17 protein-coding genes and 1 pseudogene are annotated in these 20,944 nt (G+C 36.4%); 11 read left to right on the plus strand and 7 right to left on the minus strand.

Annotated features, from left to right (window positions below; genetic code table 11):
• Positions 1-222: 222 nt before the first annotated feature.
• The 3 genes from pgmB to I567_RS02820 form a co-directional block, all read right to left on the minus strand.
• The gene (gene pgmB / locus I567_RS02810; protein WP_026209935.1) at positions 223-873 is read right to left on the minus strand and encodes a beta-phosphoglucomutase; all 651 of its coding nucleotides are present in this window, start codon (positions 871-873) and stop codon (positions 223-225) included.
• Between the two features lie 66 nt (positions 874-939).
• Entirely contained in the window at positions 940-3,570 is a 2,631-nt protein-coding gene (locus I567_RS02815; RefSeq protein WP_016250730.1) for a glycoside hydrolase family 65 protein, read from the minus strand.
• Positions 3,571-4,101: 531 nt separating this feature from the next.
• On the minus strand, positions 4,102-5,334 hold the full coding sequence (locus tag I567_RS02820; protein WP_016250731.1) for a murein hydrolase activator EnvC family protein: 1,233 nt from the start codon (positions 5,332-5,334) through the stop codon (positions 4,102-4,104).
• A gap of 274 nt (positions 5,335-5,608) precedes the next feature.
• Here I567_RS02820 and I567_RS02825 point away from each other — a divergent pair, with 274 nt between their 5' ends.
• Genes I567_RS02825 through I567_RS02840 form a run of 4 tightly spaced genes read left to right on the plus strand, consistent with a single transcriptional unit; the run spans position 5,609 to position 9,251 of the window.
• Entirely contained in the window at positions 5,609-6,115 is a 507-nt protein-coding gene (locus I567_RS02825) for a hypothetical protein (protein WP_026209934.1), read from the plus strand.
• Positions 6,116-6,130: 15 nt separating this feature from the next.
• Positions 6,131-7,348 (plus strand): efflux RND transporter periplasmic adaptor subunit, encoded by a 1,218-nt coding sequence (locus tag I567_RS02830; RefSeq protein ID WP_016250733.1) that lies wholly within the window; start codon positions 6,131-6,133, stop codon positions 7,346-7,348.
• Complete coding sequence (locus I567_RS02835; RefSeq protein ID WP_016250734.1) at positions 7,345-8,028, plus strand: ABC transporter ATP-binding protein; 684 nt, start codon at positions 7,345-7,347, stop codon at positions 8,026-8,028. The genes I567_RS02830 and I567_RS02835 overlap by 4 nt, the downstream gene beginning before the upstream one ends.
• Positions 8,025-9,251 carry an ABC transporter permease gene (locus I567_RS02840; protein WP_016250735.1) on the plus strand — a complete coding sequence of 409 codons (1,227 nt, stop codon included), beginning with the start codon at positions 8,025-8,027 and terminating at the stop codon, positions 9,249-9,251. Before I567_RS02835 ends, I567_RS02840 begins: the two co-directional genes overlap by 4 nt.
• 330 nt (positions 9,252-9,581) lie before the next feature.
• Here I567_RS02840 and bsh read toward each other — a convergent pair whose 3' ends face one another.
• The gene (bsh, locus tag I567_RS02845) at positions 9,582-10,550 is read right to left on the minus strand and encodes a choloylglycine hydrolase (RefSeq protein ID WP_016250736.1); all 969 of its coding nucleotides are present in this window, start codon (positions 10,548-10,550) and stop codon (positions 9,582-9,584) included.
• Positions 10,551-10,570: 20 nt separating this feature from the next.
• Positions 10,571-11,545, minus strand: a complete 975-nt coding sequence (locus tag I567_RS02850) for a polyprenyl synthetase family protein (RefSeq protein WP_016250737.1) — start codon at positions 11,543-11,545, stop codon at positions 10,571-10,573.
• Positions 11,546-11,640: 95 nt separating this feature from the next.
• Between I567_RS02850 and I567_RS02855 the strand changes: the two genes are divergently transcribed.
• Complete coding sequence (locus tag I567_RS02855; protein ID WP_016250738.1) at positions 11,641-12,546, plus strand: prenyltransferase; 906 nt, start codon at positions 11,641-11,643, stop codon at positions 12,544-12,546.
• 69 nt (positions 12,547-12,615) lie between these two features.
• On the opposite strand, the gene I567_RS02860 is transcribed toward I567_RS02855, so the two are convergent.
• A complete protein-coding gene (locus tag I567_RS02860) occupies positions 12,616-13,443 on the minus strand; it encodes a hypothetical protein (protein WP_016250739.1) in 828 nt (275 codons plus the stop codon).
• Between the two features lie 400 nt (positions 13,444-13,843).
• Complete coding sequence (locus I567_RS02865) at positions 13,844-14,566, minus strand: GntR family transcriptional regulator (protein ID WP_016250740.1); 723 nt, start codon at positions 14,564-14,566, stop codon at positions 13,844-13,846.
• An 823-nt stretch (positions 14,567-15,389) separates the two neighbouring features.
• Here I567_RS02865 and I567_RS02870 point away from each other — a divergent pair.
• The 6 genes and pseudogenes from I567_RS02870 to I567_RS02895 all read left to right on the plus strand — a co-directional run bounded on the left by I567_RS02870 (position 15,390) and on the right by I567_RS02895 (position 20,942).
• Entirely contained in the window at positions 15,390-15,944 is a 555-nt protein-coding gene (locus I567_RS02870; protein ID WP_016250741.1) for a chromate transporter, read from the plus strand.
• Positions 15,941-16,498 (plus strand): chromate transporter, encoded by a 558-nt coding sequence (locus I567_RS02875; protein WP_016250742.1) that lies wholly within the window; start codon positions 15,941-15,943, stop codon positions 16,496-16,498. The genes I567_RS02870 and I567_RS02875 overlap by 4 nt, the downstream gene beginning before the upstream one ends.
• Before the next feature lie 275 nt (positions 16,499-16,773).
• Positions 16,774-17,757 (plus strand): annotated as a pseudogene (mtlA, locus tag I567_RS02880) (mannitol-specific PTS transporter subunit IIC); the annotation flags it as partial.
• Positions 17,758-18,121: 364 nt separating this feature from the next.
• On the plus strand, positions 18,122-18,826 hold the full coding sequence (gene nagB, locus I567_RS02885; RefSeq protein WP_018345299.1) for a glucosamine-6-phosphate deaminase: 705 nt from the start codon (positions 18,122-18,124) through the stop codon (positions 18,824-18,826).
• A gap of 177 nt (positions 18,827-19,003) precedes the next feature.
• Positions 19,004-19,492 carry a PH domain-containing protein gene (locus tag I567_RS02890; protein WP_016250745.1) on the plus strand — a complete coding sequence of 163 codons (489 nt, stop codon included), beginning with the start codon at positions 19,004-19,006 and terminating at the stop codon, positions 19,490-19,492.
• Positions 19,485-20,942 (plus strand): PH domain-containing protein, encoded by a 1,458-nt coding sequence (locus I567_RS02895; RefSeq protein WP_016250746.1) that lies wholly within the window; start codon positions 19,485-19,487, stop codon positions 20,940-20,942. The genes I567_RS02890 and I567_RS02895 overlap by 8 nt, the downstream gene beginning before the upstream one ends.
• Positions 20,943-20,944: the final 2 nt, after the last annotated feature.

Here is a 20,944-nt window from a genome sequence, read left to right on the forward strand (position 1 = left end):
AACGTTCATTATCCTAAGACGCGTCATAAATCATAATTGACATATACCTTATTTTTTTCGTTTTGCTTGGTCTACATCTGCACCAAGCAATTCATTCTATTTGCTAAAAATCAACAAAAATTATCAAATAAATTCGAGCGTACTCCTAAGTATAAGACCTAAAATAGCTGATTTAAACAAAAAAAGAACTGCTCGCAATGGAACAGTTCTCTTTTGTTCGTATTATAACGCGATTAATTCATCCATGTTTAATTCATCTAAAGTATGCACGGTGCGGTCTGCTTGGTCTAATGGTTCGCCAGCTAGAATGCCGATTGCATACATACCACAAGCTTTAATACCCGCGATGCCAGCTTGTGCATCTTCAAATCCAATGGCTTCTTCTGGTTTGATGCCGATGCTTTCTGCGGCTTTGACGAAGATTTCTGGATCTGGTTTGCCTTTAGTTAAAGTAGCAGGATCGACAATCGCGTCAAATAAATCAATGACTCCTAATTTTTCTAAGATGAATGGAGCATTTTTAGAAGCTGAGGCAATCGCACATGGCATATTTTTTTCTTTCGCTTCTAATAAAAATGCTTTGACACCAGGTAATAGGTCCGCTGGGGTTAAGTTTTGTAATAATTGGACATACGCTTCATTCTTTTCAGCGGCTAAAGCTTCTTTTTGTTCTTGTGTATATTTATCTTGTTGGTTGCCGTGAGCTAGGATACGTTCAAGTGAATCCATGCGGCTAATTCCTTTTAATTGTTCATTGAATTTTAAGTCGATTTCAATGCCTAATTTATCAGCAAGTGCCTTCCATGCTTCGTAGTGGTATTTGGCAGTATCGGTAATGACGCCATCTAAATCAAATACAAAACCTTTCATGATTTATCCCTCGTTTTCTATATTTATTAAAGTAGACTCAGGTAAGTAGCAACCTACCTGAGTAAATGGTTAGTAGTTCACAGTAACAGCTTGGCCTTTAGGTAATTTCACTAGTTGAGAACCTACATAGCATTGACTGTCTTTATTGGCAGTCAGTGTAATTTCTTTCTTTGTTACCAATACTTGATAGTCGATACCGCGGATAGTGATGTTAAAGGCGATATCATCCCATTGTGCTGGTAAGTTTGGATTGAAGTGTAATTCGCTTAGACGGATATCCATACCAGCAAAAGTTGTCAATGGGATGAATAAAGTCGCAGCCATTACCCCAGCGTGGATTCCCTCAGCAGTGGTTCCTCCTTGGATATCGCGGTAATCAGAATTTAGCGCTTCTTGGTAAAGTTTCCAAGCAAGGTCATTTTCACCAATCATTGCACCTAATTGCGCATGAACGATACGTGATAGAGTAGAACCGTGTGAAGTACGTGCTAAGTAGTAGTCTAAGTTACGTTTCACATAATCTTCAGGCACTTGGTAGTTCAAATCTTTCAGAATGTTATCAACCGTTTCTTTAGAGAAGTTATAGTAAATCATCAAACTATCCGCTTGTTTTGCAACTTTATAGCTATCAGCGGATTTGCCTTCAGCGTTTAAGATGCGGTCCATACGGTAAATGTTGCCGTATTTTTCACGGTAATGATCCCAATCAATTTCTTCTAGTTTGAAGTAATCTTGGTATTGAGCGATGATACCGTTTTGATCAATTTCAAGAGCTAGTTGATGACGGATTTCTCCCATATGTGCAATTAATTCATCGTTTACCCCTGTTTTTGCTTGAACATTTGCAAAAATTTCAGCTGGTAATTGTTTTTGAAGGCTAGCGATTTGTTCGAATAACCAAACAACCATCATATTAGTGTAAGCGTTGTTCTTCAAGCCGCCTTTTTCAGCATTTGGATAAGATTCGTGGAATTCATCTGGTCCCATCACACCTTCAATGGAGTAACGATTTAAGCTTTCATCCCAAACAGAGATACTTTCCCAGAAGTGGACGATTTCTAACATTAATTCTAGACCATATTTTTCCATAAAGTCTAAGTCTTGCGTATTGTTGAAATATTGCCATACGTTATAAGCGATGGCCAATGATACATGACGTTGGCGACGGCTGTGGTCTTCTTTCCATTCGCCGCTGATTGGGTTCAAGTGTAAAAATTGTGATTGTTCATCGCCATATAGCCCTGCTTGCCAAGGGAACATCGCACCTTGATAACCTTCTTTTTGGGCATCTTTTTTCGCAGCAGCAAGACGACGATAACGATACATTAATAGTTCGCGTGCTGTTTCAGGAAAGTGGACGATATAAAATGGTAAAATGAATAATTCATCCCAGAAAATATGACCACGATATGCTTCACCGTGTAACCCGCGAGCAGTCACAGAAGCATCTAATCCCTTATTTCCATTTGGACTAGCTGAAGCCAAGATATGGAAAGTATGAAGATTAAGCATGCGTTGAGACATATAATCGCCATGAATGGTAATTGCGGCTTTGTCCCATAGTTTTTGCCAAGCTTGAGCAGATTTTTCGTAAGCTTCTTCAAAAGTATCAAAGCTTAATACGTCTAAATCAATAGTTGTGATTGCTTCTTCTGGACGATTTTGATAGACAGCCACGGCTTTAGTGAAGGTATAAGTTTGTCCTTCGTTAGCGGCAATCACTAGTTTTTGGAAGACTTTTTGTTCCGTTGTTTCATTGACTAAGTTTGTTAAATCTTCTTCACTGGTTAATTGTGCTGCTTGTGTAATGGTGATTTGTGATTGTTTGGTTTTAGCCACTAAGACAGCATTGTTTGCTTTTGCTTGTGTATTGACGACATCTAAGTGTTCGCGGTTTAAGCTACGGTATCTTGCTACGTTATAGTTATAGACGCTACCATCGATTTCGCTAACAAAAGTGACTTCACCGCTAAAGTTTAATGGCGTAAAGCTAAAACGTACATAGTATTCATGGACATTTTCCATGCTCGCAATTTTTTCAGTTGTGCATGCGATTTGTTTGTCACCGACAGATAAAATGGCTTTAGCTGTAAATAATCCAGTTTTTAAGTTTAGTTGACGTTTGAAATAAGTAACGTTTTCTTTGGTGATTGCTACCTTTTGTCCGTCAATGATAAGATACATTTTTTGTGCATTTGGCGCATTTACGAAATCTTCATTGACCACATCATGACCGCTAACCTTTGAAGTAGCTGCATCATATAGACTGGCTAAATAAGTAGCTGGGTAAGTGTCATCAGAAATTTCCATCTCAGGGGTTGTACCACGTAAGCCCATAAAACCATTACCCACTGTTAATAATGATTCGATGGAGTATTCATCTTTACCTGGTGTGAATCCATAGTAGGCAAGTTGGAAAAGATTGTCTTTTGCTTTTGCTTCAAAGTTTTCTGCATCGCTAAAGACAAAAGGTACATTGTAAGTTTCACTAATCCATTGAGCGACAGGCATGATTCCAAAGTTAGTAGGGACTAAGTATTCGTCACAACCAGTCACATAACCACCTTCAAAGTCAGCAGCATCTAAAATTGTTTTTAACGCATCTAGATTTTCTGCCAAGTTATCAATGGTGTGGACTTGGTTGTCTGGTAGAGTAATTGTTGCTTTGTGGCCATCCATTAAGATTGCTACGAGTTTCATAAAGGGTCCTCCTGCTTATTGTGCTTTTTGTAGATTCAACTACTTTTCTTCCTGTATATACAAGATGATTATAAATGATTTTGCTTGGATAGACAAGTAAAAATCTTCAAAGTTTATCAATTTTAGAAACCGTTACCTTTGCTTATATTACAAATGATGAAAGTATGCTCGCTAAATAAAATACGTATAAATTTAATGTAAAGTAGGCTATACAAGTTAAACGTAAAAGACAAAATAAAAAAGCATCCGAAAATATCGGTATGCTTGAAGTGACAATCGAGTCTAAATGAAGGTTTTTCTATAGATTTAGTGTAACTATTCCTTGGCTGCTTGTTGCCAGGCGTTTTTTTGAAACGTAATATCAGGTACAAAAGGATTAGCGATTTTAGAAGAAATGAGGATACTGCCATTTTTCGTTTTGTAACTGAGATATCCAACACCAGCATCAACAGCCCATTGTTTAGGATGGATAAGGTTATTGAGTTACCTAAAAAAACTGCAAATATCCGAGTGACATTTGCAGTTTCTATTTTATAAGCCAATATATGGGGCAGGGTTCACGAAACCACGCCAGTTTGGAGTTGTTGCAATACCAAAATGGAGATGCACACCAGTAGAATTACCAGTTGTTCCCATGAGCCCAATTGTTTGGCCCGCACTGACAGAACCACCACCGACAACGATACTGCTTAAGTGCAGATAGTAAGAGTAATAACCATCGCCATGATTGATGATGATATAGTTTCCTGCAGAAGGATCATACCCACTGCTTGCGATACTCCCACTTCTAGAAGCAAAGACCGGGGTGCCATAGCTTCCAGTCAAGTCAATCCCGTCGTGTTGGGTACCAGAAAAACCAGTTGGATCTTGACGAGAACCAAATCCACTAGAAACATTTAAAGATGCTAGTGGCGCATTCCAACCACTACTTGAAGCCGGTACACTTTGAACCACACTGGCTGAAGCGTTACTTTGATTACTTGTCGGTGCACTTGTTTGTGTAGTTGTTTGTTGGGCAGCATGTTGCGCGGCTTCTTGTTGGGCACGGGCAGCTGCTTCTTGTTCAGCTTTTAATTTTTCGGCTGCTTCTTGTCTAGCTTTTTCGGCCGCTTCTTTTTGTTTGATAAATTCATCTTTCTTCGCTTGTTCACTTGCTAAAGAGGCATTTAATTCATTTTGCTTCACATTTAAATCAAGTTTGGCGTTGACTAATTGTTCATTGGTCTTTTGTAAATCAGCAATACTATCATTAATTGTTTGTAAATTTTGTTCTGCTTGTTCTTTAGTCTTTTGTAACTCTCTTTGATCCGCTTCTTGTTGGGCTAATAGATTTTGATTGGCTTGCACAAAAGTAAAGATGGCAAATGATTTATTGACCAAATCGCCAACAGACTTTGCTTCTAATAAAGCAGAAAGCATGGTGTCGCTCTTTTGATTTAATTGCGTACTGCGTGCCAAGTCTCGAATCTTTTCGCTACGTTTTTCGATCTTTTCTTGTAACTCAACTGATTTTTTCGTAAGTTCATTGACTTTGACTTCAGCCTCATTCTTTTGTGCTAAAGTTTCATCATATTTTGTTTGATACCTATTGATATTTTTATTTAATTGTTCGACTTCTTGGGCTAATTTCTTTTGATCAGCCTGCAAGTTTTCGATTTTTTTCGTTTGGTTTTGAATATTTTCATCGATGGTCTCTGCTAAAGCTAGAGGAGTCACGAAAAAGTTTAAGATTAGTAAACCACTTAATAGTAGCTTTTTGTTCATATAATAAACTCCAATCTGATAATTGCTAAATCAACTATAAAATAATTGGACGGTAAAAGCAAATTAAGTCTATGTTACAAAATGAATCGTATTTTAGCTGAAATAAATAATCTTCATCTACTTGTCTTAAACCTACAACCAGAGACTGATTTTTCGTGTGGTATTCTGATTTTCCTACAGTTTCTACTAGGGGTATAGTATAATATAACTGTTGATTGCCATTGAAACAATCAGAAATATGATTGTCATTTTTATTAGATTAGGGGTGTATGAAATGAATGAAGTAGCAAACAGAATCAAAAAAATACGGACATGGAATATGGTGGCTTTAGTATTGACAGCTATTGGTGCAGTTGTTAGTTTAGTGACCTTGCCTAGTAGTCTATTTCCCAAACGCGAAAATTTTGAAGTCTTAGGAAAAAAAGGGATGGAATTATACAATCAAGTGAGTAGTACCTCATACAAAGTTGCGATTATCTTTGGTGTCGTGATGACGGTATTATTTGTGGTTTTATATTTTATTGCTTCTCGTCAATTGAGCCAAGATAAAGTATCAAGCAAGCTAATCTATTTTGCGAGTTTAGGTTATTTTGTCTTGAATTTAGTGATTGGTACATTTTTAAAGGGTGCATCAAGTGCAAATGAATTAACGAGTCAGCTAGGATCAATCGGTGTGGTCGTTACAGTTGTTAGCATGGTTGCACCATTATTGTTATATATTCCGCAAATTATGTGTTTAGTGCATATCTTTGCCATCGAAAAAATTGAAGAAAAAGCATAAAGTGAGGGAATTTGAGTGAAAAGATTAAAACGTAAGACACAACTCCGCCTGACATTGGTTTTTGCGATTGTGTGTGTGGTAGCTATTGTCGGAGTTGTTTGGGCTACTTTGAATGGTTCGAAAAAAGAGGAACAAAAAGGCGATTATCAAGTTGTCAAAATAGAAAAGTCAGCACCGCTATTATTTAACGGTGTTGCGCAACCAAAAGAAAGTCGGACTTTTACTTTAGATCCTACATTAGGAACGATTGAAACGATTCATGTCCAAAATAATCAACAAGTGAAAGCCGGAGATGTGTTAGCAACATACAAAAATCAAACCATTGAAGAACAAGTAAGTCAGCAAGAACAAGCTTTAAATAAATTAAACTTGGCTGTATCTAATGCGCAAAGTGGTTATAATAGCGCGGTTAATAAGAAAAATCAATTGGCTGATCAATACAATCAATTGAATAAATCGGTACAAGCCTTGCAAGCAGCCAATGATCCATCAGCAGCAGAAGTAGTTGCACAAATGGCTCAAATTAAAGAAGCTTATGATGCCGCAGGAGACGCAGTAGAGCAAGCTAAACAAGGTGTCGATAGTGCAAATCTAGAATATAGTGATGCGCAAAAAGCCATTGCCCAGTTAAAAGAGAAAGTGAATACTAAGGTGACGGCGCCGTTTGATGGCATTGTCTATGTAGATCAAAATGGTAAAATCCAAGCGAATGTGCCATATGCGACTTTAGTTTCGCCAGGTACCGTAGTTCAAGCTAGTGTGACAGAATATGATTACAATAAAATCAAACAAGGCCAAAAAGTAGAAGTCATGCCAGCTAATGATGAACGCAAAATTGCAGGAACGATTATCAATATTTCGACTTTACCTGAATCAGCAAGTGCCACACCATCCTTGAGTGCAGCGGTCTCAGGTGGTAGTAGTAATAGTAGTAGTTCCACTTCAAGTTATGCCTTTACGGTAGAAACAGCTGAAGAAATTCATAATGGTTTTAGTGTGCAAGTGGCCATTCATTTTAATCAAATAACTGTGCCAAAAGAAGTCGTGGTTGCGCGCGATGGTAAGCAATATGTGTATACCTATAAGGATGGAAAAGCACATCTAACTGAAGTGACGGTGAAAGACCAAGGTGCTAATTACTTAGTTGAAAAAGGCTTAGCGATGGGTGATAAATATATTTTGAATCCCGATAAAAAATTAAAGGATAATCAGGAAGTGGCGGTGTTTGAATGATAGATTTAATTCATATCAACAAATACTATAAAAATGATGAAGAATCCTTGCATGTCCTAAAAGATGTGAACTTGCATATTGAACAAGGTGAAATGGTCGCTGTCATGGGTCCGTCTGGTTCAGGAAAATCAACATTGATTAATTTATTGGGCTTTATTGACCGAAAATTTGAAGGAACGTACCTATTTGAAGGGGAATCTTTAGTTGGGACGAATGATGACCGACTATCAAAAGTGCGCAATCAAACAGTGGGCTTTGTCTTTCAGAATTTTAGTTTGATTGAAAATAATACGGTCTATGAAAATGTGGAATTGCCTTTACTTTATGGGGGCTATAATTTTTCCCAAACAAGAGAAAAGGTCATGGCAGCTTTGAAACGAGTTGGCTTGGAAGGTAAGGAAGATAAGTATCCTAAACAATTATCCGGTGGACAACAACAACGTGTCGCTATTGCTAGATCTATCATAAATAATCCAAAATTTATTATTGCCGATGAACCAACTGGCGCACTCGATACACATACCTCCACGGAAATTATGGAATTATTTGCGGAATTAAATGCAAAAGACGATGCGACCATTATTTTGGTTACCCATGATCCAGAAGTTGTCCCTTATTGCCATCGTTTAATTAAAATTCGCGATGGGGCAATTATTGCAGATGAGGCGGTGAAATCATGAACTTTTATGTGAATTTTCGTTCGGCCTTTAAAGCAATTAATAATAATCGCAAACGCAGTATTTTAACGATGATTGGGATTATTATCGGAGTTAGTGCGGTGATTGCAATTTTGGCGATAGGTCGTAGCTATGAGCGTCAAACCATTGAAAGTCTAACCAAGAGCGATAATGGAAAGATTCAAGCTCAAATCTTATTCAACCCAAATGACGAGTCTTTTTATGAAACGAATAGACCCGCCTTTCAAAGTAGTGATTTAGAGCTTGTTCGTCAAGTTTCAGGTGTTGAGAGTGCCGAATTTGAAAAGCAAGAAACCAATAGTACAAGTTTTAGTGCATTGATAAAAAATAAAAATCAATCCATTGAAGCCAAATTGGTGAAACAAACTAACAGTGATGTCCTTGCGGGGCGCAATCTGTCTAAAGCGGATAATTTGAATCGCAGTCGAGTCGCTGTGGTCAATGAAGAGTTAGCGAAGGATTTGTATGGCACTCCTGAAAATGCCTTGAATCGCGGCGTTTTGATTTCTGGACAAAATTACGCCATAGTCGGTGTATATGGTGGTACAGAAATGAGTGATGAAGAAGCGCAAATGGCCAGTATGTTTGGTGAGATGAGCAGTTATCAAGTTCAAATTCCTAAAAAAGCGTATGAATATTACTTGATTAAGGGTGATGACGCAAGCTACAGTATTCTCGTCACGATGAAAAAGGGCACACGACCAGATGAAGTGACCAATAAAGTACTTGATAAACTGAAAAAATCAGGTAGTATGCGTCAACAAGGTAGTTATCGTTCGTTTGATACGGCGATTTTAAGTAAGGGTATCGGGAAAGTGTTAAGTACGATTACTTACTTTATTACTGCCGTGGCGGGTATTTCATTGTTTATCGCCGGTGTTGGTGTGATGAATATGATGTATATTTCAGTTTCTGAACGGACCAAAGAAATCGGTATTCGTCGAGCATTAGGCGCAACCCAACGCTCCATTATGATTCAGTTTTTAATTGAAGGAGTGTTATTGACGTTTACTGGTGGCGTAATTGGTTACTTTATCGGAATGATTTTAGCTTATGGCATTGGCTCTTTGATGAAGATACATGTTACGGTTGATTTGTTTACAATTGTCGTGGCAGTCGGCGTGTCTACGTTGATTGGTTTAATTTTCTCAGTCATGCCAGCAAGAGAAGCTGCTAAAAAAGATTTAATTGATATCTTACGTTAATGAATAAAAAAATAGACGCACTACTTCAAATAGTGCGTCTATTTTAGTGCGGTTAATTTTCTTCGTCTATTTTTGCGCCTCTTAGGTACCAAATGGCAGTTTTGATAAGAATGAAAAGAAGCATGAATACAGCACCGATAAAGGGAATTCATGAATCTTTGGTTTTATAATAATCGTGAATGATTGTTATTAAGAGATAAGCTAGCCACATTCGACTACCGATACCGCTAAACCAAACTTTCCAGAAAAAATACTTTAAACCATGTTTCATTTTGGCCACGCACCTTTCATTCAGCTAAGCGTTCATTCGTGTAAAATCGTGCATTTAAGTTAATTAACCTGATGAATTTGTTGGGTATCAATCATCGGATAATTAAAAAGGGTGTGACTTTGCAAATCGACTTTTGACATCGACACGCAATTGATTTGATTATTGCGGTAGGTTTTATAGTAATAATTGCCACTTTCAGGATGTCCACAAGAAGCATACATCGTTAAGTCATGGGTTCCTCTTGGTGAAGTGGTTACACCCTCAACAAAAGCCACCGAATCTAAAATATGGAAAAATTGAGTGACATTGCTAATTTCATCTTTTTCGCTGATAGAATGTTCATTTACAAATGCAGCTTTGACGAAACGAGAAGCCGGGGACCAATCGCCAGGTAAACCAATTGTGCCAAACCCTTCGCCAAATGGAGGCATATCAAAAGGTTGGTTGGTAGGTTGCTTGTCACTCAGGTTAGCATAGTGGGCTAGATTCATCAAATGATAATCAATACTTGGACTATTGGTTAAGACATTGGCTGGATTGTCGGTAATTTTGACTTTTCCTTGAATCACTTCAATCACAGCAGCTTGTTTTTTATCCGCAACGAACCAGTGTAAGGTTGTGTTTGGCATTTGTACATTAAATGGAATATCAATGACATTTAAATTGTGAAAAGCCGTTTTTACTTCGGCGACGGATTGGCAATTTGCTAGGGCGTAAAGCATCAATTCATAAGGTGCTAAATTTAATTGGCCTTCTTGAACTTCCGTGGCATATTCGGCAAAATGGGGGAAGTTTAGATTAGCGATTCCTAGCCCAGCCTCATTGATCGCATCGGCATAAAGCGGATAATCCTCAACGACTACAGCGACTCCGATAAAGGCATAATGATTGGTAATGCTTTTTTCGTGTTTGAATTTGATTTCGTAGTTCTTAGGGGTAATCATAATTGACTGTCCAAAAGTATAATCCAAATCGAGATTGCGACCAAAGTAAAAACTATCATTCATATAACGTAATCCAGTACACATTTACAAAATCTTCTTTATGATTAATATTGTCTATTTAATAAATCCATTGTTAATTGATGGATGTTATCTTTTGCGATGCCATCAGGTAATTTTTTGATATCTTCTAGTGCTTTTTTTGTAATTTTTTGAGCGATGACTTTGGCTTGTTCGACGCCACCATATTGCACCACGAGTTTGGCTACTTCTTCAATTTCTGCCAGGGTGATTTGATTTTTCTTATTCAAATATGGCACGAAAATTTCTGGGTATTGATCTTTTACTAAAATCAAGGGTAAGGTATAAATTCCTTGGCCTAAGTCTTCCAAAATCGGTTTTTTCAAAGTCGCTTTATCTGCGGTATAATCTAAAATATCATCATAGATTTGGAAGGCTAAACCGATATTTCTGCCAATACGACTAGCTAAGCGCACCACCTGTGGAGAACAGCCGCTGAAATAGGCACCTTCTTTACAAGCTAAGTAGAATAATTCAGCCGTTTTTCCGTTGATGCTGCGAAGATAATCCGTAAATTTTTCATCAATATTAAAGCGGATGGTCATTTGATTGAGCTCGCCCATGAGTATGCGTCTCATTGTTCTGGCGTTATAAGCTAAGTATTCAGATCCATTCATCACGCTAATAAGTGTTTCGAAAAACTTGGTAAAGAGTACATCACCTGCATATACCGCGATGTCTTTGCCGAATTGTGCTTGGACCGTAATCGCGCCACGACGCAAAGGTGAGTCATCGATAATGTCATCATGAATTAAAGTCGCCATATGTAGCATCTCTAAAGAAGCGGCGATTTTTGTCATTTTTTCCTCATCGTGGTTGGGATTTAGTTCGGCAAATAGTAGACAAAGTGCTGGGCGCAACAACTTGCCACCAGAGCGAGCAAAATCTACTAGTGTTTTTGAAATGATTTCGTTATTGATTGCTACATTTTCTTCCAAATATGAGCAAACAGCTTGGAGTTTATTTTGAATCGTGGGATAATTATTCCAGTAACTTATCATGATAATTCCTCGCAAATTAATTTATAACTTTATTGTACCTTAAATTGCTTAGAATAGGAAATATCAAAGCTTAAAAAATTAAAGGAAGTGAAAATGTGTCTTTAAAAGTGTTTTTGGAGCTTGTAGAATTTAAAGCGAAAACTGCAAGTGTCTTACCGTTTTTTATAGGACTCGCATACAGTTATTATCATTATCATACATTGCATATTGGTTTGGTATTTATTTATTTTGTGGCGATGTTTTTATTTAATATGGCGGTGGATATTTTGGATAATTATAATGACTATCACCACGCCACCGATGTTCATGATTATAAGCACAAAACAAATATTATAGGTAGAGAAAATCTGTCATTGAAGTTAGTCTTTCGTATCATGATGAGCTTAATTATTGTTTCGGCTTTGATGGGAATAGGTTTGTCAATGATTGTTGGTTGGCCGTTGTTGGTGATGGGGGTGTATTGCTATTTGGTCGGCATATTTTATTCATCAGGTCCGCGTCCATTATCAAGTTTACCTTTAGGCGAATTTTTCTCTGGCTTTACGATGGGCTTTATGATTTCACTCATTTGTGTTTATTTAAATGCTTATGATCAGTTCGTTTGGAATTTTAGCACCATTGGCTCGATTTTTCTGATTTCATTACCAAATACATTATGGATTGCTAATTTAATGCTGGCCAATAATATTTGCGATTTAGAAGAAGACGAGAAAAATAATCGTTACACCATTGTTCATTATCTTGGGAAACAGCACGCATTGAAAGTTTTTGTAAACATGAATCGCTTAGCTTATTTGTCTATTGTTGCGACAGTTGCTTTACATTTAGCGCCTGTGATGACTTTATTAAGTTTAGTAAGTCTACCTTTTGTTTGGCAGGAAACACAAAAATTACTCGCCGTTCAAGTGAAGAGTCAAACGTTTATTTGTGCGGTAAAAATTTTAGCAGTAGGTTCATTTGTTCATGTACTGAGTTTTGCTTTAGGGATTTTATTACAATAATATAGTAAAAAAAGTCGCGGTTACGTTGAGAGTAATTGCGACTTTTTTAGATAGAATTTGGTTTTATGCTTAGGCTGCAAACCAGATTGTTAAGTTTGCTAAACCGTTTGCACCATAAGTAGCATCACAGCTTTGGAAAGTTATCGCTGCACCTTGAGAAGTAAGTAAGTTAAATGCATTTTCATCGTTAGCAACACCAGATAATACTTTAAAGACTGTGTAAGTTTGACCATCAATGGTAATTTTTGAACCTACACCTAATTCTCGAATTGTACCACCTGCCATACCAGCACGTTCGATTAAGTAGTGGTTTGGCATTTCACTCCAACGATAGATATTACCATCTGCTGGGACATAACCTGAACCAGAGAACCAAGCGATTGGATAGTGGTGACCATTAAAGTTAAAACCACTTGTATCAACTTGAGGGGCAGGTGTTGTTTGAGCAGGTGTACTTTGTTGAACCGGCGCACTTTGTTGAGGAACAGCGGCTTGATTGGTGTTTGGTGTATTATTTATAGAAGTTGTTTCAGTTACTTCATTTGTTTGTGTAGTTGCAGCATTTTGATTATCATTTGACGTTTGTTCTGTTGCAGTGTTTTGTACTTGGACTTTGGTTTCGGCAACTTTTTGACTAGCTTTTTGTTGTGCCTCTTTTTGTTTCTTAGTAGCAGTTTCTTGCGCTTTGGCTAATGTCTTTGTAACGGTCTTTGATTCACGAACATCATTAATCGTTTCACCTAAAGCATTTGCCTGTTGATCAAAGGCAACTAGTTTAGTAGGTTCACTTGCTTGAGCTGCTAAATTTTGGACTTGTGGTGCTACAAATAGACCGCCTGCAACTAATAATGTACCAACAACAGATAATTGAACGAATTTCTTTGATAATTTTTTCATAAATATCTCCCTCTATACTCTTACTTATTTACGAGTATCCCCAATAATGTAAACTAACTATGTAAACATGTAAAGTTTACATATCATTTCTTTCCCTATAGTATCGGTTATTTCAATAAAAAAAATCAAGCATTTTTCTCAATAATAACACTACAAAAAACGCTATAAATCAACATTTGTGTAGATGAATAGATAACTAGAAGTCGATAAAAACGAGTTTTGTGATGTTATGATTAGGTTTACATATACGTTGACATATAGGGGTTGACAAGTTTACATATGGATAAAAATGGTTTGGGTATGATTATCAAATGTAAAGCTGTAAAGGGGGAAATTAACAAACAAAAAAACTCGAAAGAATAAACTTTCGAGTTTTTTGATTTTGTATAGATGTTTTAGATTAGATAGAATGAATCGCGATGAAGCAACCTTTATCGTAACGGTAACGAATTTCAGATAGTTCAAATGGACGACTATCGCTAAATGTTACAACTTGTTCGATTTCTAGGACTGGATCAAATAATTGGCAATCAAGATATTTTTGATCATATCTGTCAGACATATCTGCTTTAATCTTGCGGATGGCTGAACCAATTTCAAAACCAGTTTCATTTTCAATATATTGATATAAAGATTTCTCAAGGACTGCAGTGTTCAATTCTGGTAGTGCAGCAACTGGAATGACCGTATATTCAATTCTGAATGGTTGACCATCAAGATAACGTACACGAATGATATCATATACACTGTCGATAGGTCGGATAGCTAGTTTTTCACATTCTTCATCTTCTGGATTACGAACGTGGAAAGAAATAACTTTACTAGTTACCGTTTGATTGGCATTGACTTTTTGTGATAAACCTAGGCATTCGTTTGAGTTTGAATCTAGATTTGAATTTGTTTCGTCTAAAGTTTTAACGAAAGTACCAACACCTTTTTTAGAAGCGATATATCCTTCAAGTGTTAAGACGTTTAAAGCTTTCTGAACGGTTACACGGCTAGTATCATAAAAATCAGCCAATTCTGTTTGTTTTGGTAATTTTTCACCAGGTTTGAAAGTTCCGCGTTGAATTTTATACATAATATCATTTGCAATTTTTCTATATCCACCAGTTTTTGTCATAATCCGCACGTCCTTTCCTCGTGATGTATACCAAATAAGTAAACTTTGTAAACTTCTATTGATTAAGATAGATAACAAAAATAAGTTGTAAATATTTTAATATACTATGACAAATGTAGATAACGTTCTCAATTACGCCATTTCTCTTTACATGTATACAATATACTTTTTCCAAACAAAAAGCAATTGTTATGCATTTGGTATGCTAACGTTTAATTAATAATAACATAAGTAATGTTTAAAAAGGGCGGTTATTTTAAAATGAATTTTGTTTTTCTTAATAATAACTGTTACATTTAGAAATTATACCTTTTGTTGTTAGAAAATCCTTATAAATAAACATTTATATTGGGGTTTTTTATGTTTTTTGAATTTTAAATAACCAAATTACGTTGGTTTTCATAAATGCGAATGATAGATTTTTTGACTTTATTTCATTTTAAATCGAAAAAGTGAACATATAAGGGGTTCTTTTTATGCATATGATAATGAATAAAATAATCGTCAAAGAAAAATAAAAATAGGTCCATTTTGAGTAAAATAGTTTATAAGAATCTTGTAATATTAACGTTTTTTACGGCTTTCAAGATTTTTTGATTTTTCATTAAATGATTTTGTTCAGTATGTGCATTTTTCCACAAGAATGAAACTAGATTATATTTATAATTAATCTAAATAAAAATAATAAGAAATAAAATAAAACATCCTATTTTGTTGGCATGCTAGAAAAAAGTTTACATACAGGACAAAATGAATCCTGTATTCACAAGAGGAGAAAATAGATTATAATAGGTATAGTTTATAGAAAGTAGGAAATTGATTCATGGATAAGGAATTCAGCTTAAAAAGACTATTTTGGGCTACATTTACTTTGAGTGCTTTTACCTTTGGTGGTGGGTATGTCATCGTCATGCTAATGAAGCAAAGATTTGTTCAAAAATATGGTTGGTTAACTGAAAATGAGATGCTTGATTTTGTGGCGATTGCTCAAAGTGCGCCGGGAGCTATGGCAATTAATGGGGCAATCTTGGTAGGTTACAAGCTAGCCGGAGTAATTGGGGTATTGGTAACGGTAGTAGCTACTGTTTTACCGCCGCTAGGAATTATCACGATTTTAGCCTACCTTTACAATGTATTTATCAAAATTGTTTGGGTTCAATATTTACTTTCTGGCATGCAAGTAGCTGTGGGTGCTTTAATTTTACAAGTCGTTTTGGATATGTTACTACCTATTATTAGGAAAAAACAAGGAACTGCGATTTTGATCTTTTTAATGGTGTTTGGTGCGAGTCTTTTATTCCATGTTAGTTCGGTTTATTTGATTTTAGCTTGCTTGGCTTATGGTATCATTCAAACATGGCGTGGGGTGAGTCGATGATTTATTTACAGTTATGGTGGAGTTTTGTAAAAGTAGGCCTATTCAGTTTTGGTGGTGGATATGCAGCTTTACCTTTGATTCAGCAAGAAGTTTATGCCCATCATTGGCTTCAGACGACCGAACTAAATCATTTAATTACTTTATCACAAATGACACCTGGTCCAATCGCGATTAATGCGGCGACTTTTGTGGGCGTTAAAAGTGCTGGAATTACCGGGGCGATTGTGGCAACGCTAGGATGTGTAACGCCCTCTTGTATCATTGTAAGTATCATTGCCTACTATTATATGCGTTATCAAAATTTAACGATTGTCCAAAATGTTTTGCAAACTTTAAGACCCGCTGTGATTGCCTTGATTTTGGTTTCAGGATTAGAAATTTTGCGTAATAGTTTTTACGGGAATCATATGGACAACTGGTTTTCACTGGATAGCTCCAAAATTGTTCTATTTATTGTAGCACTTCTTTTATTAAGAAAGCTAAAGAGCCGGCCAATCTTAGTAATGGTTGTCATAGGGGGATTAAACATTTTTTATCAAATGTTACTTAATTGATTACTATATGAATAAAAATTTTGTGAAATAATAATTATATTAGTGTAAATACATAAAGATGAATGCTAGTCTAGTATAAGGCTGGCATTTTTTTATTTTGTGCCATCTCTGGAACTGATGTCACAAACATTGGCACACTTCTTTGTGTCAAACATGTATTTAGATGTTTTTGAAAGCGGTAATTTATTGGATTAAGATAAAAATGTAAACAATTACAAGAACTTTTGTGGGGTGTGCAGAACCATCCCACACAGATTAAGAGGAGGAAGTTAAAAATGGAAGCAAACGTGCAGCAAAAGAGTTTAAAAGCAAGAGTGCAACGTTTCGGTAGTTTTCTTTCAGGAATGGTCATGCCAAATATTGGGGCCTTTATTGCTTGGGGTGTAATTACTGCTCTGTTTATTCCAACTGGCTGGTGGCCAAATAAAGAATTAAACAATTTAGTTTCACCAATGATTACTTATTTATTGCCATTATTAATCGGTTATACTGGTGGACATACTGTTCATGGCCAACGTGGTGCAGTTGTTGGGGCAATTGCAACAATGGGTGTCTTAGTCGGATCTTCAGTACCAATGTTTATTGGGGCGATGGTGATGGGTCCTTTAGGTGGCTGGTGTATCAAGAAATTTGATGATGCTTTCCAAGATAAAATTGCTGCTGGATTTGAAATGTTAGTCAACAACTTTTCAGCTGGTTTGATTGGATTTGTACTTTCGATTCTAGGATATCTAGGAATTGGTCCAGTCGTTCAATCATTGACCAATGCGATGGCTAGCGGTGTAGATGCGATTATTAATGCACATTTATTACCATTAGCAAATATCTTCATTGATCCTGCGAAAATTTTATTCTTAAACAATGCCATTAACCACGGTATTTTAACACCACTTGGTACGGAACAATCCTTACAAACTGGTAAATCTATTCTATTCTTATTAGAAACCAATCCTGGTCCTGGTTTAGGTGTGTTATTAGCCTTCATGATTTTTGGTAAAGGTTATGCCAAATCATCTGCGCCAGGTGCGATTATCATTCAATTCTTAGGTGGTATTCATGAAATTTACTTCCCATATGTCATGATGAAACCATTATTATTCTTAGCTGTTATAGCTGGTGTGGTATCAGGTACATTTACTTTCCAATTATTAGGTGCTGGTTTACGTGCTGCTGCTTCACCTGGTTCAATCATTGCTGTTTTAGGAATGACTCCAAAAGGTGGATATCTTCCAGTCATTGCTGGGGTAGCCGTCGCAACAGCAAGTAAATAAAAATGTAACGAACCGCTTGAAAGATTTTCAGGCGGTTTTTTGTCAAATGAAGTTTTGAATAATACTTAATACATCTGTCCAAGTGAGAATGTCACAGGTTTCAACTGCTTGTAAATTTCGATGTTGATAGTCGATGGAACGGATTTGATGAGTCACGATTTGTCCAGTAATATTTTTCTAGTGGTAATCTTCATGTAAAATACCTTGCTTTCTAACATGTCATTAAATTGAATTTGACATACGTTGTGATAAAACGCAAATAAAATGATTTTTTGTACAATTGGTCTAGACAAATATGGGGCTTGGTGTTAAAATTGGTATGTACCAATAAGAAGAGGAAAGAGTGAGAAAGATGAAAGTAGTAAAAGTAACCAATGCAAATGAAGGTGGACAAAAAGCCTTTGAATTATTAAAAGATTGTCTAGCACAAGGAAAGAAAACTTTTGGTCTAGCAACAGGGGGTACACCAGAAACCTTGTATCAAGAAATGGTCAAAAGTGATTTAGACTTTTCGGATTGCGTTTCAGTCAATTTAGATGAATATGTGGGCTTAGGTGGCGAAAATGAGCAAAGTTATCGTTACTATATGAATGATCACTTATTTAATCACAAACCTTTTAAAGAAACCTTCGTACCAAATGGATTAGCTGAAGATTTAGTGGCTGAATGTGCGCGCTATGATGAAGTGATTGCGACTCATCCAATTGATTTTCAAGTTTTAGGAATTGGTGAAAATGGCCATATCGGCTTTAATGAACCAGGTACGAGTTTTGATGTGACAACTCATGTGGTAGACTTAACGCCATCAACGATTTCAGCCAACCAGCGCTATTTTGCAAGCCGTGAAGAAGTACCAACGCAAGCGCTATCTATGGGAATTAAATCCATTATGCAAAGTAAGCAAATTGTTCTTTTAGCTTTTGGTGAGAAGAAAGCTGATGCCATCAAAAAAATGGTAGAAGGACCAGTAACACCCGATGTACCAGCAAGTGTCTTACAAAACCATCCAAATGTAACGGTGATTGTGGACAAAGAGGCTGCAAGTAAATTAAATTAAAAAAATGATTGAAGCCGAAAAAGTGGAGTTCTTCCCATTTTTTTTGGCTTTTTTGTTTTAATCTCATCATTGAATGAATAATACGGATTTACTTTGTCTTACCCTTGTTTTTTTATAATTGAAAATGTTAAAATGAGATAAAGCGGTTTCGATTTATAAAAAAAGGAGATGAAAAAGATGAACTATCCGTTATTGGCGCATAAAATGCCAGAAAGAATCAAGAAGGTTTGGTTGTGGACTTGGTTAGTAGAAACAATCGTCGCTCTTTTGCTAGGTGGTGTTGCATTTTTAATCTATCATTTTATTTGGCATAATCAATGGTTATTTTATGGTTTGTTGGTGTATTTGACAGTGGTTATCGTAAAATCAATTGTAGATTTGGTCTTAATTCCTTATCGTTATACTTTTCATCGTTATGAATTGGCGAGTGAAGATTTAGCTTTTCAGGAAGGGTTTATTTTCCGTTCGACGACTTATGTACCTTTAAATCGTATCCAACATATTGAAACGGAGCAAGGTCCCTTCTTACGTCATGAAAACTTGATGGAGTTGGTGATTCATACTGCAGCGACGAAGCATAAAATTTTAGGTTTGGATGTCGATGAAGCCCAACAACTTCGCGCGCAAATTATCGAGATGGTAAGGCAGGCGAAAGAAGATGTCTAAGAAAAATCATTATTCAAAACTGTATTTACTTTTTGCGCCTATTCGTTCTTTAGTCAAATTGATTTGGCAAATTGTTCTCCTGTTTGTATTAAGTAGTTTTTTGGGTAAGGATCGTGATTACTTATCTAATCCTCATTTTTGGCTATATGTCTCATTAGCTTCTTTAGGGATTTTTGCTTTAGCTGTAGGTTATCATATAGCTTGTTACTTAACGCAAACGTATGAACTGACAGAGGATGCCTTGATTTTTCGCAAAGGTATTTTTGTCAAACAAGAAATCATTGTTCCTTATGAACGAATGCAAACAATCAAGAAAAATCAATGGTTTTATATGGTGCCGTTTGGATTGATTCGTTTGATGGTCGAAACAGCTGCACACTCCGGAAAAGAAGCAGAAGTTGATTTGCCAATGGTGCCGTATGCCTTATATGATGAATTGCAAGCAAGACGCCGTAATGAAACGCTGCTGAAACCTAAAGAAAAAGTGCAACAAGCAGACTTTGCACTATCTTCTAAGGATTTGCTGATATTTGCTTTAACCGAATTGACCTTGTTAGCGCCAGTTTTCTTGATGTTGGGTGCTTTGGAATTTATCCCAGATAGTTTGCAAGATCGCTTATTAGGTAATTTTAGCCATATGATTATTCTTGCGGCGGTGGGCTTCTTTTGCATCGCTTATCTGCTTTGTGCCATCTATATGATTTTAAAAACGGTGCTTAAATATGCCGATTTCCAAATTTTTCAGGAAAGTACTGGGGCTTTGCGAATTGAATATGGATTGATTGAACAAAAGTCGCAAGTGATTCCAATGAGCAAAATTCAAGGTGTGCGTATCAAGCAAAATATTTTTCGCCTATTTTTAGGGTTGGTCAGTGTGGACTTACTGATTGCAGGTGGTCAAGAAAAACAAGAAGGTGAAAAAGAATCCTTAACTACCCATCCGATACTAATTCCCGTAACAAAGGTTAGTGAAGTGGAGGGTTATTTGACACATTTTTTACCCGATTTTGATTTTCAGGTGGCCTTAAAAGAAATGCAGCAATTGCGGTTATGGTATTTTAGCCGTTTTAAATTTTTTGTCATCGCAATTCCGATTGGGGCGTATTTCTTCTTCCATTTTGCGATTTGGCAGTTAGCTTTAGCGATTGTCTTGTTAGCCACACTTTCATTAGGGTATGCCTATTACCAAAGTAAATCCCAAGCGTACGGGATGAATGAGCACTTTATTGTTTTTCGCGATGTTCGTTTGTTGGAGCGTGTCCAAACGATTTTGCCACGAAAAAATATTCAAAGCTTAGAAATGCGGACTTCTCGTTGGCTGTATCCTAAACAATTAGGCCATTGTAAGTTGAATGTGAAAGCAGGCGATGATGATTTTCATACGGAATTGAATTATTTACCGCTTGATGATATTGAACAGATGATACATTTTTATCGAAAAAACGCTTAGCT

It is taken from the genome of Enterococcus cecorum DSM 20682 = ATCC 43198, assembly GCF_000407565.1.
Classification (GTDB): Bacteria; Bacillota; Bacilli; order Lactobacillales; family Enterococcaceae; genus Enterococcus_E; species Enterococcus_E cecorum.

What these genes read in the sequence shown, in the direction of transcription:
- I567_RS02815 (WP_016250730.1), bottom strand. Translation starts at nt 3,570, where the DNA reads ATGAAACTCGTAGCAATCTTAATGGATGGCCACAAAGCAACAATTACT.
- I567_RS02820 (WP_016250731.1), bottom strand. Translation starts at nt 5,334, where the DNA reads ATGAACAAAAAGCTACTATTAAGTGGTTTACTAATCTTAAACTTTTTC.
- I567_RS02825 (WP_026209934.1), top strand. Translation starts at nt 5,609, where the DNA reads ATGAATGAAGTAGCAAACAGAATCAAAAAAATACGGACATGGAATATG.
- I567_RS02835 (WP_016250734.1), top strand. Translation starts at nt 7,345, where the DNA reads ATGATAGATTTAATTCATATCAACAAATACTATAAAAATGATGAAGAA.
- I567_RS02840 (WP_016250735.1), top strand. Translation starts at nt 8,025, where the DNA reads ATGAACTTTTATGTGAATTTTCGTTCGGCCTTTAAAGCAATTAATAAT.
- bsh (WP_016250736.1), bottom strand. Translation starts at nt 10,550, where the DNA reads ATGTGTACTGGATTACGTTATATGAATGATAGTTTTTACTTTGGTCGC.
- I567_RS02850 (WP_016250737.1), bottom strand. Translation starts at nt 11,545, where the DNA reads ATGATAAGTTACTGGAATAATTATCCCACGATTCAAAATAAACTCCAA.
- I567_RS02860 (WP_016250739.1), bottom strand. Translation starts at nt 13,443, where the DNA reads ATGAAAAAATTATCAAAGAAATTCGTTCAATTATCTGTTGTTGGTACA.
- I567_RS02865 (WP_016250740.1), bottom strand. Translation starts at nt 14,566, where the DNA reads ATGACAAAAACTGGTGGATATAGAAAAATTGCAAATGATATTATGTAT.
- I567_RS02870 (WP_016250741.1), top strand. Translation starts at nt 15,390, where the DNA reads ATGGATAAGGAATTCAGCTTAAAAAGACTATTTTGGGCTACATTTACT.
- I567_RS02875 (WP_016250742.1), top strand. Translation starts at nt 15,941, where the DNA reads ATGATTTATTTACAGTTATGGTGGAGTTTTGTAAAAGTAGGCCTATTC.
- nagB (WP_018345299.1), top strand. Translation starts at nt 18,122, where the DNA reads ATGAAAGTAGTAAAAGTAACCAATGCAAATGAAGGTGGACAAAAAGCC.
- I567_RS02890 (WP_016250745.1), top strand. Translation starts at nt 19,004, where the DNA reads ATGAACTATCCGTTATTGGCGCATAAAATGCCAGAAAGAATCAAGAAG.
- I567_RS02895 (WP_016250746.1), top strand. Translation starts at nt 19,485, where the DNA reads ATGTCTAAGAAAAATCATTATTCAAAACTGTATTTACTTTTTGCGCCT.